The organism is Nocardia sp. CA-290969 (genome assembly GCF_050936135.1).
In the GTDB taxonomy this organism is placed as follows: Bacteria; Actinomycetota; Actinomycetes; order Mycobacteriales; family Mycobacteriaceae; genus Nocardia.
On the sequence record NZ_JBNJNJ010000001.1, the window covers coordinates 2,858,795 to 2,880,411 of the forward strand.

The window sequence follows — 21,617 nt, forward strand, 5'->3', positions numbered from 1 at the left end:
GAGACCGATGCCATGTCCACCATCCTCACCGAACAACGCTCGTATATCGCGGGCGACCGGATATCCGGCGCGGAAATCCTCGCGGTGGAGAACCCGGCCGACGAATCGCACCTCGCCGATATCCCGGCCACCCCGGTGAGCGAGGTCGAGCGCGCGATACACGAGGCACGCCGATCCTTCGACAGCGGTGTATGGGTGGATACACCCGCCGCGGAACGGGCCGCGGTGCTGCGCGCGATGCTGTCGTATCTCGAGACCGTGCGGGAGCCGCTGGTGGCGACCATGGTCGCCGAGGCCGGGCAGCCGAGGATCTTCGCCGAACGCTCCCAGTTCCATTCGGGGCTGGCGATGGCCCGCGGCATGATCGACCTGTATCTTTCGCTGCCGCACGAAGAGCCGAATCCGGTACCCGTCGACGAACTCCTGCGCGGGCGCGTGGCACTCAGCGTCCGCAGGTACGAACCCGTGGGCGTCGTCGCGGCGATCACCCCGTACAACGCGGCGTTGATCATGGCATTGCAGAAAATCGTGCCCGCACTGCTCGCGGGGAACTCGGTGATCCTGCGGCCGAGTCCGCTCACCCCGATCTCCTCACTGGTCTTCGGCGCCGCCGCCGACGCGGCCGGGCTGCCGCGCGGTGTGCTGAGCGTCGTGGTCGAATCCGGTTCCGCCGGTGCGGAACTGCTCACCACTCATCCCGCCGTGGATATGGTGTCGTTCACCGGATCGACCTCGGTCGGCCGGCGCATCATGGCGCAGGCGGCGCCGTCCCTCAAACGTGTCGCGCTCGAACTCGGCGGGAAATCGGCGCAGATCTACCTCGCCGACGCGGTCGGCAGGGTCGCGGCCGGTGCCGCGGCCGTGGTCGCGGGTACCGCGGGCCAGGCCTGTGTGGCGGCGACCCGCATGCTGGTGCCGCGTGAGCACAAGGACGAAGTGCTCGAGATCGTCGCCCGGACCTACGCGGGTCTCGTCGTCGGCGCCCCCGCCGATCCGGCGACGACGATCGGCCCGCTGATCAGTGCCGCGCAACGCGAACGCTGCGAGAGCATCGTCGCCCGGGCCGTCGACAAGGGCGCGACCGTCGTCCAGGGCGGCGGCCGGCCTGGGGCGTATCCACGCGGCTACTACTTCGAGCCGACCGTGCTGGACGTTCCCGACAACGGCAACCCGGCCGCGCAGGAGGAGATCTTCGGCCCCGTCCTCTCGGTGCTGGGGTACCGGGATACCGAGGACGCCGTGCGGATCGCCAACGACAGCCCGTACGGATTGTCCGCTCAGGTGTACGGCACCGACCCGGCCGCCGCCACCGCGATCGCGCGCCGCTTGCGCACCGGCGCCGTCAACGTCAACACCGCGCTGTTCAGCGCCTACGCCCCCAGCGGCGGTTACAAGCAGAGCGGCCTCGGCCGCGAACGCGGCCCGGAGGGGATCCGGGCCTTCCAGGAAGTCAAACACCTCGTCATCGGCGAACTCCGCTGAATGGCCGGCAGTCCCGAAGGAGTAATCATGCCCACCGACCTCGCACTCGACTGGTTGATCTCGGTCGACGACCACATTCTCGAACCGCCGAACCTGTGGGTGGACCGCGTCCCGCGCGCCGACCGGGATCGCGCACCGCATATGGAATTCGACGACAACGGCGTGGACTGCTGGGTCTACGACGGTAAACGCTTCCCCAGTTCCGGGCTGAGCGCGGTAGCGGGCAAGGAGAAAGAAGAATTCAGCCCGAAACCGTTGTCCTACAGCGAGATGCGACCGGGATGCTACGACCCGGTCGCGCGGATCGAGGATATGGACCGGGCCGGAATTCTCGCCTCCCTCTGTTTCCCGACGATCACCCGGTTCTGCGGCCAGCTGTTCATGGAAGCCGGTGACCGCGACTTCGGCCTGGTCTGCCTGAAGGCCTACAACGACTGGGTGATCGAGGACTGGTGCGGCGCGGCACCCGGCCGGTACATCCCGCTGGTGCTCATCCCGCTGTGGGATCCGCAGCTGGCGGTGCGGGAGCTGGAACGCTGCGCCGCGAAGGGCGCCACCACATTCGCCTTCTCGGAGAATCCCGCACCGCTGGGCCTGCCGACGATTCACGATCCCAGCGGCTACTGGGACCCGGTGATGGCCGCGGCCAACGATCTCGACCTGGTGGTCTCCATGCACGTCGGTTCGTCCTCGACGGTTCCGCAGATCTCGAAGGACGCGCCGTTCCTGGCGAACCTGGCCTGGGGTGCGACCCGGACCTCCGGCGCGATGCTGTCCTGGTTGTTCAGCGGGATGTTCCAGCGTTTCCCCAACCTCAAGATCGCGTTGTCCGAGGGGGAGATCGGGTGGATACCGTATTTCCTGGAGCGCGCCGAGCAGGTCCTGGACAAACAGCGGCATTGGGTGAAGCGCGGCATGAACTGGGGCGATCACGCCGGGAGTCAGGGCGTCGATCTCGATACCCTCGATATCCGCCAGACCTTCCGCGACCATATCTTCGGTTGTTTCATCGAGGACACGCACGGGATCGCGAGTATCGCCGAAATCGGCGAGAACAACATCATGTGCGAAACCGACTACCCGCATTCGGATTCCACGTGGCCGAACTGCATCGACGCCGTGAAAAAGCAGATCGATCATCTGCCGGAGACGACGCAGTACAAGATCCTGCGCGGCAACGCCGAGCGGCTCTACCGGTTCACCCCGGCGCAACCGCCGGTCCGGGCAGCGGGCTGAGATGCCGGGCTGGAGTGTCCAGGTCGATCGGACACGCTGCCTCGGCTGCGGGGTCTGCGCGGCCTACGCACCGGGCAGCTTCACCCAGGACGACGAGGGGCTGGCGGTGCTGTGTGATCCGCCGGCCGATCCGCTGGACGAGGTGCGTGCGGCAGTGGACAGCTGCCCGACCGGGGCACTGAGCCTGGCGATCACCGACGTCGACACTATCGAACGAGAAGGGTGAGCCACGTGCTGCTCGAAGGAAAAATTGCGGTGGTCACCGGCGCCGGATCCGGCGTCGGTGCCGCCTCGGCCCGGCGATTCGCCGAGGAAGGCGCCTCGGTCGTCTGCGCCGATATCCGGTTCGATCAGGCGAAGGAAACCGCCCGCCGGATCGAAGCCGCGGGCGGGGTGGCCGTCGCGGTCGACACCGATGTCACGCACGAGCAGGATGTCGCCGCGATGATCGCCACCGCCGCCGACCGGTTCGGTCACGTCGATATCGTCTTCAACAATGTGGGCATCCCGACACCGCGCCTGGGTGCCGCCCTGGAGGACCACACCTACCAGGATTTCCAGCGTCTGGTGTCGGTGAACATCGGCGGGGTGTTCCTCGGCTGCACGTATGCCGTACTCCAGTTCAAGCGGCAGGGCAGTGGCGGGGTCATCCTCAACACGGGGTCGGTCGCGGGCCTGGTCGCCTGGGGCGGCGCGGTCTACGCCGCGACGAAAGGTGCCGTCCACCAGCTCACCAAGGCGGTGGCGATCGAGGGTGCGCCCTTCGGGATCCGCGCCAACGCCCTCTGCCCCGCCGGCATGCCCTATACCGGCTTCATGGCGGCCGGCGGGCTCGACAACAGCGCGGAGACGACCGCGAAATTGGCCGAGAGCACCGCCGCCAACCATCCGCTCGGCCGCCCGATCACGGCGGAGGACTGCGCGGAGGCAGCGGTATTCCTGGTATCCGATCGCGCCGCGAATATCACCGGAGTCCTGTTTCCGGTCGACGGCGGCTATGTGGCGAGGTGAACGAATGAGTCCGGCGAAAACCTTGGATCGCGACCGCGTACGCGAACTGTTCGACCTACGCGGCGCCTACCTGGCCCAAACGGGCGGCGGGTACCGCGACGACCCCTATCCGATATGGCATCGGCTCCGCGCCGAGGCCGAGGTGCACCCGGGTATCGTGCACGAACTGACTGGATACCCGGGCCCCGCGGCATTCAGCGGATTGCCGCAGCCCGACCGCCCGCACTTCTCGGCGTTCGGTTTCGCCGCCTGCGATACCGCCTACCGCAACCCCGACCTGTTCGCCTCCGCGCCGGCACCGGTCGACCCGAACAAGGGCAAACTCGACGCTCTCAACAGCATGATCTCGATGAACGGGGCCCAGCACCGGCGCTACCGGGCACTGGTCCAGCCGTCCTTCGTTCCCGCGAAGGCGCAATGGTGGATCCGCAACTGGATCGAGCAGACCGTGCACCAGCTGATCGACGGATTCGCCGCCGACGGCCGCGCCGAACTGAACGTCGATTTCTGCGCGGCCATCCCGGTCCTGACGATCACCGGCAGCTTCGGTGTGCCGGTCGAGCAGGCGTTGGAGTTCCGGGCGGCGCTCGGCCGGCCGGAGGCCGTGGTGGAGCTGATCCGGCCGATTGTCGCGCAGCGCCGCAAGGAGCCGCGCGACGACCTGATCAGCGTGCTGGTCGAGGCCGAACTGAAAGGCGAGGACGGGACAACGCAGCGGCTCACCGATGCGGAGATCCATTCGTTCGTCGTCCTGCTGCTGGCCGCCGGATCCGGTACCACCTGGAAACAGATGGGGATCACGCTGACGGCGCTACTGCAGCGGCCGGAGGTGCTCGCGGCGGTCGCGGCGGACCGGTCGCTGCTGCGACCGGCCATCGACGAGGCCCTGCGCTGGACACCGACCGATCCGATGTTCTCCCGGTACGTCACCCAGGACACCGAATTGCAGGGGGTGCACCTGCCCGCGGGATCGGTGCTGCACCTGTGCATCGGGGCCGCGAACCGGGACCCCGCACGCTGGGACGACCCGGACGAATACGACATCACCCGGCGGTTGCGGCCCTCGTTCGCCTTCGGCGGCGGTGCCCACGCCTGTCTGGGCATGCATGTCGCGAAGGCCGAGATGACGACCGGGATCGGCGCACTGCTCGACCGGCTGCCGAATCTGCGGGCCGACCCGGATGCCGAACCCACCCGCTTCATCGGCATGTACGAGCGCGGGCCCACCGAGATCCCCGTGGTTTTCGGCTGAACCCCGGTCCTGGAAAGAGGAGAGAGTCGATGAACGAGCCCGAGTACCGGCCGCCGGACCTCAGTCTGGTCGGCGCCGGCCACGTCGCCCGCTACCGGGAGACCGACGGCGAGGTCGGATACGTTTGGAACGGCACAAATATCCTGCTGCTCACGACCACCGGCCGGAAATCCGGCCGGCCGCGGACGTCGGCGCTGATCTACGGCCGCGACGGTGCCGACTATCTGGTCGTGGCCTCGGCCGGCGGCGCCGCCACGCATCCGGCGTGGTACCTGAACCTGCGGGCGAACCCCGTGGCGGAGGTCCAGATCAAAGCGGAGCGGGTCCGGGTGACGGCGCGCACCGCCACCGCGGCGGAGCGGCCGCGCCTGTGGCAGCTCGCCACGGAATACTGGCCCAACTACGACGTCTATCAGTCGCGTACCAGCCGGGTTATCCCGCTCGTCGTGCTCACCCCGTCGTGATAGGACTTCAGGCGTGTCCACTCCCAAGAGACCCGCCCGCCCCGACGCCCCGATCACGACGCCGCCCCTGTGGGCCGATCGCGCCGCGGATCAATCGCAGTCGGTACGCCGATCGCGGGCTCGCACCATCGAGCAGGCGCAGGCGATCGTCGCGGCCGCGCAGCGGTTGATCGAGGAGAAGGGGTCCGCGTTCACGACCCAGGAATTGTCGAAGGAGGCGGGGATCGCCCTGCAGACCTTCTACCGGCATTTCCCCAGTAAGGACCATCTGCTCCTCGCCGTCCTCGAGGATGTGATCTCCGATCGGATGGCGGAGATGGCGGCGGCCGCGAGCGAATTACCGGATCCGGTGGCGCGCTTACGTTTCTACATCCTCGCGGCGTTGCGGTCGCTGCGCACCGAGGACGGTGGGACCCAGCGGAAATTCATCACCTCCGAACACTGGCGGCTCTATCAGATATTCCCGGAGGAAATGGCGCAGATCAATCAGCCGTTCGCCGGACTGATCGAGCGTGAACTGCGGGCAGCGGCCGAATCGGGACTGTTGCGCCCGAACGACCCGGCCGCCGACGCCTGGCTGGCGGTGAACCTGGTGATGTCGGTTTATCACCATTTCGCGTACGCGCCGCGCGAGAACATCGAAGCCGTCACCGAACAATTGTGGGCATTCTGTTCGACCGCTTTCGGCGGTCGTCCACCTGATGAGTAACGGGGCACAGCAATGAAGCAAGCGCCGGTTTTTCCCAAAGGCCGTGATCTGGACACCACGGCCACGATCCTGCAGTCGTGGCTGGCGGCTCGGTCCGAGGTCACCGCCGTCGAAGTCGACGATCCGGCCTATCCGCAGGGTGCCGGAGTATCCAACGAGACCGTCTTCCTCCGGGTGCACTCCCCGCGCGGAACCGAACAGGTGGTGCTCCGGGTCGCGCCGGCGGCGGAGTACCAGATGTTTCTCGATCCGAGGTTCCGGATGCAGCACGATATCCTCGTCGCCCTGCGGCGGCACAGTGCCGTGCGGGTGGCGGAACCGCTGTGGCTGGAGGAGGACCCGTCGGTGCTCGGCCGGCCGTTCTATCTGATGCGACGGGTCTCCGGCTCGGTGCCGGTGAGTATGCCGGTGTACAACTCGGCCGGGTTCCTCGTGGAGGCCACCCCCGGGCAGCGGCGGACGCTGTGGGAGGACGCGATGGGCCAGCTGGCCGCGATTCACCGGGTCCCCGTCGACGCCGTCGCTTTCGTCGACCGCCCCGAATACGGGATCTCCGGCGATGAGCAGCAACTCGGCTACTGGAGCGCGCACGCACAGTGGACTCTGGAGCAGAACGTTCCGGATACGGTCCGCATTCTGCTGCAGTGGCTCACCGACAACCGGCCGGCCGGCTCGGTACCGGGGTTGTCGTGGGGCGATGCCCGGATCGGCAATATCGCCTTCGGCCCGGATTTCCGGGTTTCCGCGGTCATGGACTGGGAGCAGGCTTCGCTGGCCGGGCCGGTCGCCGATCTCGCCTGGTGGCTGGTGTTCGACGAAGCCCACAGCACGGGCCTGGGCGTCCCGCGGCTCGACGGCCTCGGTACCAGGGCCGAGACGATCGAGCTGTGGCAGGAGCTGACCGGGCTCCGGGCCGGCGATCTGCACTGGCACGAGGTGTTCGCCTGCCTCAAAGCCGGCCTGCTCAGCCTGCGCACCCGGCGCGTCCTGCGGTTGCCACCGGTCGACACCGGCACGCGGCGATACTCGTTTCTGCGGCACGCGTGCGAGCTGGTGGGAATCCCCGAACCGCAGGAGAACTTGTGACGGCGGCAACCGGGCCCGCCCCGTTCGACGAAGCGGTCGTCCTGTCTCCGGAATGGCTCACCGCGGTGCTGGATACCGGCCCCGGCGTGGTCCCGATCGCCACCGAAGTGGTCGAGCGGATCGAAACGGTGGCCACCAAGGTCCGTTTCCGCCTGACCTACTCCCGGCCCACCGGCGCTCCCCCGGCCCTGTGCGCCAAGGGCTATTTCCACCCGGAACGCCGGCGCGGTTCCCGCGCCGAGGCGGATTTCTACCGGCTGCTGGCGCCGCGGCTGCCGGTGCGCACACCGCCGTGCGTACATGCCGCCGTGGACGAGACGACCGGCCACGCCCTGGTGCTCATGCACGATCTCGTCGAGGCGGGCGCCCGGTTCCTCGATCCCCTCACCGGCTACAGCCCCGAGCGGGCCGCGGGTACCCTCGACCAGCTCGCCGCCCTGCACGCGGCGACCTGGGACAGCCGGCAGGCGGCATACGAGATGTTCCCGCCGCGGCTGGCCTCGCTCGCGGGCCATATGACCCCCGCAAAGCTGCAGCCGCTGCTGGACGACGGCCGGGCCGCCGGCATTCCCGACGACGTCCGGCACGCGGACCGGCTGCTGGCGGCCATGGCCGCGATGGATGTCCTGAGCACCGCGTCCGAACGGTGCCTGGTCCACGGAGATCTGCATACCGGCAACATCTATGAAATGCCCGACGGCAGCGCAGGTCTCATCGACTGGCAAGTTGTCCAGCGCGGCCACTGGGCCCAGGACGTCGCCTACCATCTGGCGACCGTCCTGGACCCCGGCGAACTCGCCGGTTCCGAACGCGACCTGCTCGGGTACTACCTCGACAGGCTGGCCGGGTACGGCATCGAACCGCCGGATCGAGACCACGCCTGGTGGATGTACCGGGCTCACCTGCCGTACGGGTTCTACCTGTGGTCGATGACCCGCGCGGTCGACCGCCCGATCATCGAGCATCTCACCGGGCGGCTCGCCACGGCGGTCGCCCGGCACGGCAGCCTCGATCTCCTCGGAGTCTGAACACGACCGCGAGTTGCGGGGTATCGAGATCCGCTCGATACCCCGCGACTTCGCCTGTTACGCACCGGTGGCAGCGGTACCGGGCTCGGACCGGCCGGCGGCCAGGTTCTGCCGGATCTTGTACTTCTGCACCTTGCCGCTGGGGCTGCGCGGGAAATCGTCGACCACATGGATCTCCTGCGGCCACTTCTGTTTCGCCAGGCCCGCGTCGGCGAAGTAGGCGCACAGGTCTTCGAGCAGCGGCGCGGCGATACCGGGTTGCAGCCGCAGGACCGCCGCGACGTGTTCGCCCAACCGAGCGTCGGGTGCGGCGACCGCGACGGCTTCGGCCACCCCGGGCACCGTCAGCAATACTTCCTCGACCTCGAGCGCACTGATGTTCTCCCCGCCGCGGATGATCAGGTCGGTGGTGCGGTCGACGATGGTGAGATAGCCGTCGCCGTCGAGGGTTCCGATATCACCCGTGTGGTACCAGCCCTCGTCGTCGAACGCCGTCGCGGTCAGCGTCTCGTCGAGGTATCCGAGGCACAGATCCGGTCCACGGCTGAGGATTTCGCCGTCCTCGGCCAGCCGGATCTCGACTCCCGGCTGCGGGGTCCCGTCGGTATAGAGCCGTTTGGATTCGGGTGCGGTCCAATGCGATGCCGTCATCGACGGGTGCTCGGTACTGCCGTAGGAGCGGTAGACCGTCAACCCCATACCGGTCAGCCGCTCGGCCACCGGGGCGGCGACCGGGGCGCCGCCCATACCGAGATACTTCAGCCGGGCCAGATGCTCCCGGGTGCAGTCCGGATGGTCGACGAGACTGGTCACGTAGTACGGCACACCACCGCCCAGGCTGACGCCGTAGGTGGTCATCACCTCGAGGATGCGCCCGGGATTCCAGACGTCGGCGAGGTCGATGGAGACACCTTCCCGGACCGGCACTAGCAGGGCCGAGAGCATCCCGATGAAATGACCGATGGGCGCGGCGTTGATCATCGGCCCCAGATCGGCGGGATAGCGCTGCGGCATCAGCCGGGTCTCGCAGCCGAGCGTCCGATGACTGTGGACGACCCCTTTGGGCACCCGTGTGGTACCCGAGGTGAAGGCGATCACCGCGGGGCCGGCCGGGTCCACCTGCGCCACACCGGTGAACGGCTCGTCGGCGAGCAAGGAGTCGAAGCGGCGCGCGGGATCGCCGCCGCCGACGATACCCACGATCGGCACGCTCGCGTGGACCGCGGGGTCGTACACCAGGTTCCCGAACCGTTCGGCGCCGAAGAATGCCTTGGGCCGCACCGTTTCCACGATATGGCCGACTTCCCGCGACCCGTAGGTGTGCACGATCGGCACCACGACCGTGCCCAGCAGCGAGGCCGCCCAGAACGCGGCCGCGGCCTCCATCCAATTCGGCAGCTGCAGCGCGACGACATCCCCGGGCCCGACCCCGCGATCCCGCAGACCGGCCGCCAACCGGCGTGCCACCAGCTCGACCTCCCGGAAGGTGCCCGAGTAGGGCCGGATATCGGAATGGACGCGAAAGCTGGTGTCCGGCGCGGACGCGAGACCCTGGGCGAGCAGATCGCCCAGGCTGTCGCGCGTCCACCACCCCTGCTCTTCGTACTGTCGTACCAGTTCGGGGGGAATCGTGCGCATGGTGAAACTCCAACCACCCGGCATGCGCACGCCGGTGTCGTACCGCGGCGTTGCCGGAGAACAGGGGCCGTCGGAAAACCGGGGCGGGGCCCGGCCACGAGCACGCGAAACGCGGCTCTACTCCAGAGTAGAACGTCATTCTGCTTTTTGTACGCGAATTCCCGTTTCCGCCATATCGGATTACCGAGGCGAATCGGTGCCGGCCGCGGGGGACGACCGTGGGTCCACCACGGCGAACCACGGTCGCCACGGCAACTCATGGCAATTCGGTTGCCCGCCCGCCCGCCGGTGATGAACCATGACCCCACTGTGTGACCGGCATCACCGACAACGGCACTCCGGCCCCCGGTTCCGGCTTCTACCTCCACTTTCGCTCACCGGAACACGTGCATGCCCCGCACAGGTAATTCGAGATGAGGACATCTGATGACACGCACCACTCTGTTCCGCGCGCCCGCAGCACTCACCCGCACCGGCACCGGTCTCGCCGCCCTCGCGGCCGCCTTCGGGCTCGCCACCGGTACGAGTACCGCCGACGCGTTCGTACCGCTGCCCGACGGAACCCAGACCGGGCCCGGTCTCACCATCACCCGCACCGGGGAAAGTGCCGTGGTCTCTCCGTCCATGGCCGCCAACGGCGCGGGACGGGTCACCTGGGTGTCCGGCACCATCACCGCCGATGTCACCCAGACCCCCCTCGCCGAACCCGGGCCCTACAGCACCCCGGACAACATTCCCGGCACCAACAACTCGTCCACCCACGGCGTATCCCAGGTCAACACCGGCTATATCGTCGGCTGCCAGGTCAGCATCGGCGACCGGGCGTTCTCGCTCGGCGCGAGTGCCAGTGTCTCCACGACGCAGATGGGTGTCAGCGGCTCCGCCGGCGTCCAGGTCGGGCCGGGCGAAGTGAAATTCGTGCAGATCGGCATCAAGGACATCCCCGCCCCGGGCCGATACACCCTCGGTTACCGGGACTACGAAATGGAGATCCAAGGCTGCGGCGGCTACGCCCAGGCCCGCTCCTACACCGTCATCGAGATCATCGGTGACCACTATTCGAAGACCACCCTCTACGGAGCACCGTTCAGCATCGGCTGAGCCTTCCGCCCTCACCCGCACAGCCGATTCCATCAGAACGACGAGGTTCACCGACAATGATCGACACCACGAAAACCCTCCGCACCATGGTCGCGGCCGCCGGCAGCGCTCTGCTCGCCACAGCAACCTGGGCACTGCTGCCGGCGCCGGCCCATGCCGATACCTTCGTTCCCCTGCCGGGCGGTCAGATCACCGAAACCCTGGGCGACGGCACCACCGTCACCGTCCGCCTCACCGGGGAATCCGCCGTGATCAGCCCCTCCCTGGGTTCCACACCCCTGCACCGCAACACCTGGGTCTCCGGCAGCGCCGGCGCCGAAACATCGCAGCCACCCCGGAGCATGTCCATCCGCCCCGGCTATGTCGTGGGCTGCCAGGTCAATATCGCCGGCGGCGGTGTGAACGCGGGGGCCGGCGCCACCCAGCGAGCCGGCAGCGAGACGCCCGATCTGTCCACCAGTACCGGCGGCAATCTCACCCTGGGCCCGGGCCAGGCCAAGAAATTCTATCTGCTCGATCTCGAAACCCCGGACGCCTTCGGGGATGAAAGCCATCGGCCCTTCAACCGCACGAAGTCCCCCGTAGGCAGCGTTACCTGGAAGGACAGCACCATAGGTCTCGCCGGCTGCGCGGGCTACGCACAGGCCCGCGCGTTCGTCCAGGTGGATGTCGAAACCGCGAAAGCCAAAGAGATCGTCACGCTCTGGGGACAACCCTTCTCTCTCGGCTGACCGCCGGAACATTCGAACGGCCGGGCGGAAGGACGTGCCGGCCCGGCCGTTCTATCCGGATTCGGCTGCCACTACCCTCGGCGCACGGCACCGGGCACGCTCGGGGCGGGCGGTGCCGGCCACCGGGCGGATCCGGGGCCGCGGCACGGCTCCGGTCGATCCCCGCACCACCAGGCGCGCGGTCAGCGAGACGATGGCCTGGGTATCCATCGCCTCGCCGTTCATCGCACGGTGTAATTGCCGGAAGGCAGCGGTACCCATCGCTCGCATCGGCGCCCCCACCGTGGTCAACGGCGGCGTACAGAAATCGGATCCGACCACGTTCCCGAAACCGATGACGCTCAGCTCGTCCGGCACCCCGACACCGGCTTCGTTCAGGGCATGCAGCATGCCGATCGCCACGAGATCGTTGAATACCAGCACAGCGGAGGGCCGATCGCACAGCAGTTCCCGGGCTGCCGTGATACCGCCCGCCATGGTCGGCGGATACGGACCGATCCGGCAGACTTTCAGCCCGAACCGCGGGGCCGTATCCAGCAGTGAACGCCAGCGCATACCGTCGGCCCAGGACGCCTGCGGCCCGCCGGCATAGGTCACCGAACGGTGCCCGAGTTCGGCCAGATGCCGCAGCGCCGCGTCCACCCCGGCCGCGGTATCGACCAGAACCGTGCGCGTTCCGGGCACGATCCGGTTGAGCGTCACCAAGGCCCGGTGCCCGGCGGCCGCCCGCATAGCTCGGTCGGACAGCCGCGAACCGGTGACCACGAGGCCGTCGACGGCGGGCAGAATCCGGTCCAGCACCGTTCGTTCCTGCGCGGTGGACCACCGGGTATCGGCGAGGACAACCGTATAGCCGGCGCTCGTCGCGGCGGCCTCGAACCCGTGGATGAGACCGAAATACACCGGACTCGTCACGTCCGGTACCACCATCGCTACGGCGGAGGTCCGGCCGTTCACCGGCGCACCGTTGAGCGTGTTCGCCCGATACCCCAGTTCGGCGGCGACCCGATGGATCCGTGCGGCGGTTCCGGCACTGACGCGTCCCGGCCGGGAGAACGCGCGCGAAACCGTCGAGGCGGAAACGCCCGCCGCCGTCGCGACGTCGTAGATGGTCGATGGGCGCACTGGGCCAACTCCTTACGAGCGCGGAATGTGGCTCTACCCCAGGGTAGAATCACATTCTGATCAATGGAGCCGGTTTCGCGTTATTCGTCATACCGCCGCTGTTCCGTCCTCGTGAACCATCCAATGCACGAAGCGATGCAGTGGATACATGGCATCGTGCGGGTTGCCGATCGTGCTCGGACCGGCCTCCCCGAGGCGGACGATGCGCTGCGCACCCCCGGCGGCGAGCCGATCGCGGAAATCCGGCATCCGGTCGAAGGGAAAAAATCCGACGGTCTGGGTCGCGACGGTGACATGGCGGATCGCCTCGTCGAGCGATTCCACCGAAACCACATCGACGGTCTTGCCGACCGGATGGAAATCGACCGGGGCACCGGAGCGGATCACCACACCCGTACCGTCCGTTTTGCCCCATACCCGGAACTCGTCGTCGAGCAGCACGAGGGTGCGGATCTGTTCCTTCAGCTCCGCGTCCAGCGGCCGGTTACCACCGGACGCGATCGCGCGTTCGGCGATCCGCCGGTACAGCCGGTCGCAGAATCGGTCCGCGTCCTGCTCGTTCGCCTCCAGGAAGACGAACCGGCTTGCGACACAAGCGTCCTGGTTCAGCACCATAACGTCCTCGGCGGCGAGCCCGGCGGCACGCTCGAGCGTCTCCTCGGTATCGAACGCTTCCCGGCCGATCATCGAAATCGAGGTCTTCGGATCGAACGACACCAGCTGTAATCCCGGGCCGAGATATCTGGCGACATTGTCGATGGCCTCGCCGCCACCCCAGGCGACGATCTTGTCGAAATACTGCGGACGGAAGAGTATTCGCTCGACGGCCGCGTCCCCGCCACGCCAGTAGACGGCCGACATCGACCGCACCACCGGATGCTCCGGATCGATATCGGCCATGGCACGCAGGACGGCCACCGTGGTGAACGGGTCGCTGGACGACATCTTGAACAGGTTGATCGCTTTCACCAGCGCACCCTGGGCGATGGATTTCACGGCCACCCCGGGTGAATTCCCGGGAAGCACGTGGATCAGCCGGGGTGCGAAGGCGCGGACGAAACTCCTGCGGCCGAGAAAATCCTGTTTGGGTATCCACCCGTCCAACGCTCCCGGATCGGGAAAGTTCTGTTCGACCACCGCGTGCAGCAGTCGTTTGTCCAGATAGGCGGCGGCACCTGCCACCTGCGCTTCGAGTAGCGGGCGGGGCAAGGTGTGGGTCGCCGACATCCGGTCGATACAGTCGCGGACGAACGGGTTGCGCGGATCGCGGATCCGCCGGCCGGTCTCCACCAGGAAATCGACGATATCGTCCAACGGTACGTCGAGCAGCGGGGGAACCTCACTGCGTAACGGTACGGCCCGATCCAGCTCGATCCCGGGCGTCGTGAAGGAAACGCCGAGGTCCCGTGATCGATGTACGGCATCGGTACCTTCGACGACCTCGCCACGGAAGAAGAACGGTGCGGACAGCGCCGCGGCCTGCGGCGATTCGATGGCGGTCATGCGAGCCCCCGTACGTAGGCGTCGGCGGTGCCGGCGCAGCCGATCTTGTCGTCGCCGGCGATATCGGCGTAGCGGACGATCGCGTCGGCGATCGACGCGCCCTCGTCACCGCAGGCACACGGCCCGAAATCGAGGACGATCCGGTCGCCGGTGATGATTCCGCCCCAGCGTCCGTCGAGCGACAGGTCGAAGAAGGCCGCCCGTCCTTCCACCTCGCCGGCGCCGGAGGACACCAGGGTTTCGCCCGCCTCGTCGAGGACGAACGGCACAACCCAGGGCGGGACGTGGTAGCGATTCCCGCCCCGGCACTTCGGCATTCCCGAATTCAGCTCCTGCATGGAGTAGTTCTGGAACTCCCGGCCGGGCGGAATATTGAACGTTTCGTACACGAATTCGCGGTAGTCGGGCGGGAGCTGGGCCCTCTTGAGGCCACCGCCCACATAGATGCAGTTGTCGGGATGGAAATCGGCGGCCCCGAATCCGCGCTCCCGGACCAGCGCCGCCACCTGGTAGAGGGTGTTCCACAAGCCCGAGATATACAGCTTTTCGGCGCGGTGTTCGATCATCGCCTCGGCGCCGGCGATCAGCGCCCGGTCGAGTTCGGCCCGGCGTTGCGCCGAGGTCCGCTCGTAGGCGGCCAGCTCCTCCGGCGCCGCAGTGCCGTCGGTGATCTTGCGGCGCAACCGCACCTGGCCGGTCATCGCCTCGACCGTGAGCGGCGATATCGGCAATCGGAAGAGTTCCTTGTCCGGATCACCGTAGGCCTCTTGCTGCGCCTTGCCGATGACGAGGTTCTTGGGCACCGCCGCCGTCATGCCGAGCCCCATCATCCGCCTGTCCCGGGCCGGCCGGACACCGGAGCCCCAGGCGAAGAGGTTGACGGTATCGCGACGCGACCAGGCCATATCGGCCTCGGACGCGTGCAGCATGGCCGGTTTACCCGTTGTCCCGCTCGAACAGGACACGTAGTGGCCGGCATTGTGCAGCCGCTCGATCCACAGATCGATTCCGTCGATATCCCCCGTCTCGATCGTGGCGATCGGGTGAGCGGCCAGGGTGCCCAGCCATTTCCCGAGCCGATCCCAGCGGTGCTCGGTCAAGAAGCTTTCCGGGTAGCTCTTGTAGACCGAATGCGGAAACAACAGCGCGACCGCATCCTCGAACCGGCCGACCTCGGTGATGCCCGCTTCGTCCGCGCGGTGTTTCAGTAGCCCGATGCGCTCCCGCCGCTGCTGGAACCGCTCATTCAGTGCCGCGATCTGCACGTCGCGCAACTCGGCGGCGGAGTGATCGAACCGGTTCGGATCATCGGCGAGCTCGGTCAGTCGTTCTATGGCCGGAATCATGGGCCACCCCTTCGAGAATTACGTATCCCCCGCGATTAATAGCACCTGCCAGGTGTCATTAATGTAGCACCCCGCTCGACACCCATGGCCCGAATGCGGTGAACTGACGTCCGTGGAGACGACGAGCGAAGGGCGCAAGCGGCCGCGGGGAGCCGGCCGTCCGACACAGGAACAGGCCCGTGCGCGACGGCTCGAACTGCTGGACACCGCATTGGACCTGTTCCTCGAACGGGGCTACGACCAGACCACGATCGAGCTAATCGCCGCCCGGGTCCATATGGCCAAGCGCACCGTCTATGCCCGCTACACCGACAAGGCCGCCTTGTTCCTCGCCGCCGTCCGGCGCGCGATCGAAGCACAGGCCGTACCGCGAGAAGTCCTGGAGAGCCTGGACAACGGCGATCTGGCCGAAACACTGGCGGCGGTCGCGCGCCTACGGATCGATCAGGCCATGACCCCCAACGGCCGCCGGCTGCACCGGATCCTCGCCCTGGAGAACGTGCGCTTCCCCGAGATCTTCACCCTCAGCAACACCTTGAACACCGGCCCGGTCGTCGCATTCGTCGCCGAGGTATTGGACCGCGCGGCGGCCGCCGGACGGATCACCACCACCGATACCGATCTCGCCGCGCGCGCGTTCATGAGCATGGTCGTCGGCACCCAGGTCCGCAGTATCGAAGCGGGCCGCGCGCCGAGTGCCGGACAACTCGAGCAGCGCGTGTTGTTCATGGTGCGTCTGCTACTCGACGGCCTGCGGCCGCGCTGAACCGCCTACCGGCACAGCCGTTCGGAGAGCTCCCACAACTGCGCGGCCCGATCGGCGTCCACCGCATAGCCCGCGACAGCGGGCTCGGCCGCACAGTCCGCGAAGTACACGCCGTCGAGACCGAGCGGCTTCGGGTGCACGGCCGCCCACACCTGGGTCGCCGCACCTTCCTGCGGTGTGAGAATGCCGGGATCGGGATCGGACCGGCGGGGCGGACCCGCCCGCTCGACCGGTATCGCGGCAACATCGTCTCGGGTCATATGGCGGGCCAACCGGGTGGCGACCCGGCCGGGATGCACCGCGCAGACGCGAATTCCGTCATCGCGTAGCCGCCGGTCGAGTTCGATGGCGTGCAGGATATTCGCGGTCTTGGAGGCGCCGTAGGCACGGAACTTGTCGTAGTCCCGTTTCTCCCAGTGCAGATCGTCCAGGTCGACGTCGGCGATCCGATACCCCTCCGAGGCGAGGTTGACGATTCTGGCTCCCTCGGCCGCACGCAACCGGTCGAGGAGTAATCGGGTGAGTTCGAAGTGGCCCAGATGGTTCGTGCCGATCTGCAGTTCGAACCCGTCGGCGGTGCGGGCGAACGGCGTGAACATCACTCCGGCGTTGTTCATGAGCACGTGGACCACCGGAGCGAGTTCGGCAATGCGTGCGGCGGCGACCCGGATTCCGTCCAGCGAAGCCAGATCCAGGACGACGGTGGACAGCCGCGCCGAGGGTATCTCCCGGCGAATACCGCCGACGGCCGCCTCGAGGGCCTCATCACGCCTGGCGGTCATGATGACGTGGGCACCGGCGCCGGCGAGGGCGCGAGCGGATTCCCGGCCGAGGCCGGCGGAGGCCCCGGTGATCACACAGGTGCGGCCGGTCAGGTCGAATCCGGAAACGATCTCCGCGGCGGTGGGCCGCGCACCGGGCCCCGCGCTGTCGGTCGTGGGCGGAATCGTCATCGGCACTCCGATCCGGGTGGTGCGGGAATACATACCGCACCGGCGGAGCGGAACGGCCTCGGAAATAAGTATACTGTGAAGGATATTATATCCCTGCCGGACGATAGGCTGCCCCCATGGTGGAGACGAGACGCGGCCGCCCCACACAGGCCGAGGCCAAGAAGCTGAACCAGGCAGTCCGCGAGGCCGCGGTCGCCACATTCCTGGAGTCCGGCTACGACGGCGCGACGATGGAGGCCATCGCCCGGAAGGCCGGGATCACGAAACGTTCGCTGTACGCGCGTTACCCGGACAAACGCTCCGTGTTCGCCGATGTCATTCCGTGGGCGCTGTCGAAATACGACTCGCCCGGGGACGATCCCGCCGTCGACGACAAGGACCTGGAGACAGCGCTGCTCGCGATCGGGCGGGTGGCCCTCGACCGCGCACTCGACCCGGAGAATGTCCGGCTGATGCGGATCGCGATGAACGAATCGGCGAGGTTTCCGGAATTCGCGGTCAGCACGGATTCGATGATGTGGTCCGGACGGCAACGGGCGGTGGTGGGGGTACTGCGCCGCGGCACCGCCGAGGGCACTGTCGATGTCGAAGATATCGAACTGGCCGCCGAACAGTTCCTGGCGATGGTGGAGCTGGTTCCCGGCCGGATGGCCGATTTCGGCCTCTTCCGATCGAAGCAACAGGAGGAACGCCATCTCCGGCATGCCGTCCGGCTGTTCCTCCGCGGTGCGACGCCCCGCTGAAACATCGCCCGAAAACCATCACTCCCTCGCGGTCCGGGCCCTACAATAAAAGTATACGACTCCGGATACTTTTAGCTGAACCGCTCTCCGGCCCCGCCGTTCCGGCCGCTGCACAACGAGGGAGAAATCATGACCCCGTCCGCTTCGACGCTCCCACTGCCGCAGGACGAGGTGGCGCAGATCCCCACCCTCGCGTACCTCCACAGCCCGGCTCGCCAGGCCCTGCGTCCGCGACTGGTGGTGCTCGGGACGAGCATGGACGATGCGGTGAGCGCCGCGGGCGGGTGGATATTCGATCTCTCGATGGCCGGCTGGGAGGTCACGGTCGTCGCCGGCGACCTCGGCAGTCCGCGGCCGGCCCGGATCCTGGGCGCGGACGCACTCGATCTGGACTCCGCACTCACCCACCGGCACCGAGGACCACAGCCGCAGGCAGTGGCGATTTCGGCGGCGCTGATGGCCACCGAGGCCGGGCTGCGCGGACGAGTTCGGCAGTGCTTCGACCGCGGATCGATCGAAGTCTCGATCTGGGGGCGGCAGTACGCCCAGGAATTCGGTGACCGGACCGAATCCACCACACACCGGCTCAGTCACGCCGCCCGCGTCTTCAAACAACAGGCGCTGCGGGTCGTCCGCGGCGAGGCCGGGGCTGTCGCACCCACCGAGAATTTCCGCACCGGCATCACCTCCCGGTCCATACCGCACGGCCGCGATCTGATCCGCACCGAATGGGCGGTGAAATGACCCGCGAGGCCGTGCACGGCTACGGAATCGATGAGGACGAGGCCGGATTCGTCGCCGTGGTGCGGGAGTTCGTCGACCGCGAGGTCGAACCGGTGGTACACCGGCTCGAACAGGGCGATATCTATCCGGAGCAATTGATCGAGCAGATGAAACGGATCGGCATATACGGTTTGGCGATCCCGCCACCATGGGGCGCCGGCAAGGTCTCCACGACCTGCTATTCGCTGGTCACCGAGGAACTCTCGCGCGGCTGGATGAGCCTGGCCGGGGCGATGGGCGGCCATACGGTGGTGGCGAAACTGCTGCTCGATTACGGAACCGCCGAGCAGCGCGATCGCTATCTGCCCCGGCTGGCGACCGGCGAACTCCGGGCGACGATGGCGCTGACGGAACCGGGCGGCGGTTCGGATCTGCAGGCCATCCGCACCGTGGCCCGCCGCAAGGGTGACGGCTACGTGGTGAACGGGTCGAAGACCTGGATCAGCAATGCGCGCAGATCCGGCCTGGTGGCATTGCTGTGCAAAACAGATCCGGCGGCGGTCCCGGCCCACCGCGGCATCAGCGTCCTGCTGGTGGAACCCGGGCCGGGGTTCACGGTGTCCCGGGATCTGCCCAAGCTCGGATACAAGGGTGTGGAAAGCTGCGAACTCACCTTCGACGATTTCCGGGTGCCCGCCGGCGCACTGCTCGGGGGCATCGAGGGCCGCGGGTTCGGGCAGATGATGCGCGGACTCGAGATCGGGCGGATCCAAGTGGCCTCGCGCGCCCTCGGGGTGGGCCGCGCGGCATTGACGGACTCGATCCGGTACGCGCAGGAACGCGAGTCTTTCGGCACACCCATCTGGAAGCATCAATCGATCGGCAACTACCTCGCCGATATGGCCACCGAACTGACGGCCGCGCGCCAGCTGGTGCACTACGCCGCGCGCTGCTACGACTCCGGCGCACGAGCCGATATGGAGGCGGGGATGGCCAAGCTGTTCGCTTCCGAGACCGCGATGAAGATCGCCCTGAACGCGGTGCGTATCCACGGCGGATACGGCTATTCCACGGAATTCGACGTGGAGCGGTACTTCCGCGACGCACCGCTGATGATCGTCGGCGAAGGCACGAACGAGGTTCAGCGCACCGTCATCGCCCGCCAGCTCGTCGAGCGCAATCGCAGCACTTGACATAAATATACGACTACGGATACTTATAGCGTAGGCCTCGGCACGGTGACGGCCGCGCAGATCTCTTGGCCGTAGCGCAGAGTCGCGAGGTGAATCCCCATGTCTGCTACCGAATCGTTCATCGACGGTGCCGCCGTGTCCTCCGCCGAGGTGTACGACAACATCGACCCCTCGACGTCCCGTTCCCTGGGGCCGGTGGCACGCGGCGGACCCGAAGAGGTGGACCGAGCGGTCGGGGCGGCCCGGCGCGCACAACGCCGGTGGCGAACCACCGCACCCGAACACAGGTCGGCCGTGCTGGGCCGGATCGCCGACGCCATCGAGACCCACCGTGCGGAGCTCGCCCGGTACGAGTGCGAGGACACCGGAAAACCCGCGAGCCAGGCCCGCACCGACGTCACCGTCGCAGCCCGGTATTTCCGCTTCTACGCGCACGCGATCGACACCTACTACGGGCAGGCCATCCCGTTGAGCAATGACCTGCACGTCTACACCCGCCGAGAACCGCTGGGGGTCACCGGACATATCGTCGCGTGGAACTATCCGATCCAGCTCATGGCGCGCGCCGTGGCGCCCGCGATCGCCGCGGGTAATGCCGTCGTGGCCAAACCCGCCGACGAAACACCGCGCACCGCGGTGGCGCTCGCCCGGATCGCCGTGGAATCCGGCCTCCCGGCGGGCGTATTCAATGTCGTCACCGGGATCGGTGCCGAGGCCGGTGCCGCACTGGCTGCTCACCCCGGCGTCGATTTCCTCGGTTTCGTCGGGTCCACGAGTATCGGATCGGCGGTCGCCGCGGCCGCCGCACAGCGCGTGGTTCCGGCCGTCCTGGAATTGGGAGGTAAATCCCCGCAGATCGTCTTCGCCGACGCCGATCTGGATACCGCGGCGGAATTCGTCACCCGGGCGATCCTGCAGAACGCCGGACAAACCTGTTCGGCGGGTTCACGGCTGCTGGTCGAGGAATCGGTGCACGATGCGCTGGTGGACAAGGTGCTCCAGCGGTTCGCGCGGGTCACCATCGGTCCCGGCCGGGACGATCCCGGCCTGGGACCCCTGATCTCCCGTAAGCAGCAGACGAGGGTCGCCACACTCGTGGCCGGGCGCACCCGGGGAGAAATCCGCTGCGGCGGAGCGGTTCCCACCGACGACCACCTGGCCGAGGGGTGCTACTTCCCACCGACGCTCATCGACGGGGTCGATCCGGCGGCCGCCATCGCACAGGAGGAGATCTTCGGACCGGTGCTGACCGTCAACACCTTCGCCGACGAGGATCAAGCACTCGCCCTGGCCAACGGCACCGAGTACGCCCTGCTGGCGGCGCTGTGGACCCGGGACCTCTCCCGCGCGCACCGGCTGGCGGCCGAGATCGTCGCCGGACAGGTCTACGTCAACACCTACGGCGCCGGCGGCGGTGTCGAATTGCCGTTCGGCGGTTTCCGGAAATCCGGGTACGGCAGGGAAAAAGGCCTGGCGGCCCTCGACGCGGTTACGGCCACCAAAACCGTTGTGGTGAAACTGTGAGCG

Annotated in this window: 21 protein-coding genes; 16 read left to right on the top strand and 5 right to left on the bottom strand. The window is 67.5% G+C overall.

Going from position 1 to position 21,617, the window contains the following annotated elements; genetic code table 11:
* Nucleotides 1-12: 12 nt before the first annotated feature.
* From ACQEVO_RS13265 to ACQEVO_RS13305, 9 genes are read left to right on the top strand one after another with little or no spacing between them, the layout of a single operon-like run.
* On the top strand, nucleotides 13-1,482 hold the full coding sequence (locus ACQEVO_RS13265; RefSeq protein WP_432912789.1) for an aldehyde dehydrogenase family protein: 1,470 nt from the start codon (nucleotides 13-15) through the stop codon (nucleotides 1,480-1,482).
* 27 nt (nucleotides 1,483-1,509) lie between these two features.
* Nucleotides 1,510-2,718 (top strand): amidohydrolase family protein, encoded by a 1,209-nt coding sequence (locus tag ACQEVO_RS13270; RefSeq protein WP_432912792.1) that lies wholly within the window; start codon nucleotides 1,510-1,512, stop codon nucleotides 2,716-2,718.
* A gap of 1 nt (nucleotide 2,719) precedes the next feature.
* On the top strand, nucleotides 2,720-2,944 hold the full coding sequence (locus ACQEVO_RS13275; protein WP_432912795.1) for a ferredoxin: 225 nt from the start codon (nucleotides 2,720-2,722) through the stop codon (nucleotides 2,942-2,944).
* 5 nt (nucleotides 2,945-2,949) lie between these two features.
* Nucleotides 2,950-3,729 (top strand): SDR family NAD(P)-dependent oxidoreductase, encoded by a 780-nt coding sequence (locus ACQEVO_RS13280; RefSeq protein WP_432922655.1) that lies wholly within the window; start codon nucleotides 2,950-2,952, stop codon nucleotides 3,727-3,729.
* 4 nt (nucleotides 3,730-3,733) lie between these two features.
* Nucleotides 3,734-4,981, top strand: a complete 1,248-nt coding sequence (locus tag ACQEVO_RS13285; protein ID WP_432912798.1) for a cytochrome P450 — start codon at nucleotides 3,734-3,736, stop codon at nucleotides 4,979-4,981.
* Nucleotides 4,982-5,010: 29 nt separating this feature from the next.
* Complete coding sequence (locus ACQEVO_RS13290) at nucleotides 5,011-5,445, top strand: nitroreductase family deazaflavin-dependent oxidoreductase (RefSeq protein ID WP_432912801.1); 435 nt, start codon at nucleotides 5,011-5,013, stop codon at nucleotides 5,443-5,445.
* 13 nt (nucleotides 5,446-5,458) lie between these two features.
* On the top strand, nucleotides 5,459-6,154 hold the full coding sequence (locus ACQEVO_RS13295) for a TetR/AcrR family transcriptional regulator (protein ID WP_432912804.1): 696 nt from the start codon (nucleotides 5,459-5,461) through the stop codon (nucleotides 6,152-6,154).
* A 12-nt stretch (nucleotides 6,155-6,166) separates the two neighbouring features.
* Complete coding sequence (locus tag ACQEVO_RS13300; RefSeq protein WP_432912807.1) at nucleotides 6,167-7,240, top strand: phosphotransferase family protein; 1,074 nt, start codon at nucleotides 6,167-6,169, stop codon at nucleotides 7,238-7,240.
* The gene (locus tag ACQEVO_RS13305) at nucleotides 7,237-8,268 is read left to right on the top strand and encodes a phosphotransferase family protein (protein ID WP_432912810.1); all 1,032 of its coding nucleotides are present in this window, start codon (nucleotides 7,237-7,239) and stop codon (nucleotides 8,266-8,268) included. The genes ACQEVO_RS13300 and ACQEVO_RS13305 overlap by 4 nt, the downstream gene beginning before the upstream one ends.
* A 57-nt stretch (nucleotides 8,269-8,325) precedes the next feature.
* On the opposite strand, the gene ACQEVO_RS13310 is transcribed toward ACQEVO_RS13305, so the two are convergent.
* Nucleotides 8,326-9,906, bottom strand: a complete 1,581-nt coding sequence (locus ACQEVO_RS13310; RefSeq protein ID WP_432912813.1) for an AMP-binding protein — start codon at nucleotides 9,904-9,906, stop codon at nucleotides 8,326-8,328.
* Nucleotides 9,907-10,332: 426 nt separating this feature from the next.
* Between ACQEVO_RS13310 and ACQEVO_RS13315 the strand changes: the two genes are divergently transcribed.
* Both ACQEVO_RS13315 and ACQEVO_RS13320 read left to right on the top strand, forming a co-directional pair.
* Complete coding sequence (locus ACQEVO_RS13315; RefSeq protein ID WP_432912816.1) at nucleotides 10,333-11,007, top strand: MspA family porin; 675 nt, start codon at nucleotides 10,333-10,335, stop codon at nucleotides 11,005-11,007.
* Nucleotides 11,008-11,063: 56 nt separating this feature from the next.
* Nucleotides 11,064-11,738 carry an MspA family porin gene (locus tag ACQEVO_RS13320; protein ID WP_432912818.1) on the top strand — a complete coding sequence of 225 codons (675 nt, stop codon included), beginning with the start codon at nucleotides 11,064-11,066 and terminating at the stop codon, nucleotides 11,736-11,738.
* A gap of 51 nt (nucleotides 11,739-11,789) precedes the next feature.
* On the opposite strand, the gene ACQEVO_RS13325 is transcribed toward ACQEVO_RS13320, so the two are convergent.
* The 3 genes from ACQEVO_RS13325 to ACQEVO_RS13335 form a co-directional block, all read right to left on the bottom strand.
* Entirely contained in the window at nucleotides 11,790-12,863 is a 1,074-nt protein-coding gene (locus tag ACQEVO_RS13325; protein ID WP_432912820.1) for a LacI family DNA-binding transcriptional regulator, read from the bottom strand.
* 87 nt (nucleotides 12,864-12,950) lie between these two features.
* On the bottom strand, nucleotides 12,951-14,366 hold the full coding sequence (locus ACQEVO_RS13330; protein WP_432912821.1) for an acyl-CoA reductase: 1,416 nt from the start codon (nucleotides 14,364-14,366) through the stop codon (nucleotides 12,951-12,953).
* Nucleotides 14,363-15,712, bottom strand: a complete 1,350-nt coding sequence (locus ACQEVO_RS13335) for a hypothetical protein (RefSeq protein ID WP_432912823.1) — start codon at nucleotides 15,710-15,712, stop codon at nucleotides 14,363-14,365. Before ACQEVO_RS13335 ends, ACQEVO_RS13330 begins: the two co-directional genes overlap by 4 nt.
* A 112-nt stretch (nucleotides 15,713-15,824) precedes the next feature.
* On the opposite strand from ACQEVO_RS13335, the gene ACQEVO_RS13340 reads away from it, so the two are divergent.
* Nucleotides 15,825-16,478: a TetR/AcrR family transcriptional regulator gene (locus tag ACQEVO_RS13340; protein ID WP_432912825.1), complete on the top strand. Its 654-nt coding sequence runs from the start codon at nucleotides 15,825-15,827 to the stop codon at nucleotides 16,476-16,478.
* Nucleotides 16,479-16,483: 5 nt separating this feature from the next.
* On the opposite strand, the gene ACQEVO_RS13345 is transcribed toward ACQEVO_RS13340, so the two are convergent.
* Nucleotides 16,484-17,431, bottom strand: coding sequence for an SDR family NAD(P)-dependent oxidoreductase (locus ACQEVO_RS13345; protein ID WP_432912827.1), 948 nt, complete (start codon nucleotides 17,429-17,431; stop codon nucleotides 16,484-16,486).
* Between the two features lie 116 nt (nucleotides 17,432-17,547).
* On the opposite strand from ACQEVO_RS13345, the gene ACQEVO_RS13350 reads away from it, so the two are divergent.
* From ACQEVO_RS13350 to ACQEVO_RS13365, 4 genes are all read left to right on the top strand, one after another.
* On the top strand, nucleotides 17,548-18,174 hold the full coding sequence (locus ACQEVO_RS13350) for a TetR/AcrR family transcriptional regulator (protein ID WP_432912829.1): 627 nt from the start codon (nucleotides 17,548-17,550) through the stop codon (nucleotides 18,172-18,174).
* 129 nt (nucleotides 18,175-18,303) lie between these two features.
* Nucleotides 18,304-18,918, top strand: a complete 615-nt coding sequence (locus ACQEVO_RS13355; protein WP_432912831.1) for a hypothetical protein — start codon at nucleotides 18,304-18,306, stop codon at nucleotides 18,916-18,918.
* Nucleotides 18,915-20,090 (top strand): acyl-CoA dehydrogenase family protein, encoded by a 1,176-nt coding sequence (locus tag ACQEVO_RS13360; RefSeq protein WP_432912833.1) that lies wholly within the window; start codon nucleotides 18,915-18,917, stop codon nucleotides 20,088-20,090. Before ACQEVO_RS13355 ends, ACQEVO_RS13360 begins: the two co-directional genes overlap by 4 nt.
* Before the next feature lie 99 nt (nucleotides 20,091-20,189).
* Nucleotides 20,190-21,614, top strand: a complete 1,425-nt coding sequence (locus ACQEVO_RS13365) for an aldehyde dehydrogenase family protein (protein ID WP_432912835.1) — start codon at nucleotides 20,190-20,192, stop codon at nucleotides 21,612-21,614.
* The last annotated feature ends 3 nt before the right edge of the window (nucleotides 21,615-21,617 follow it).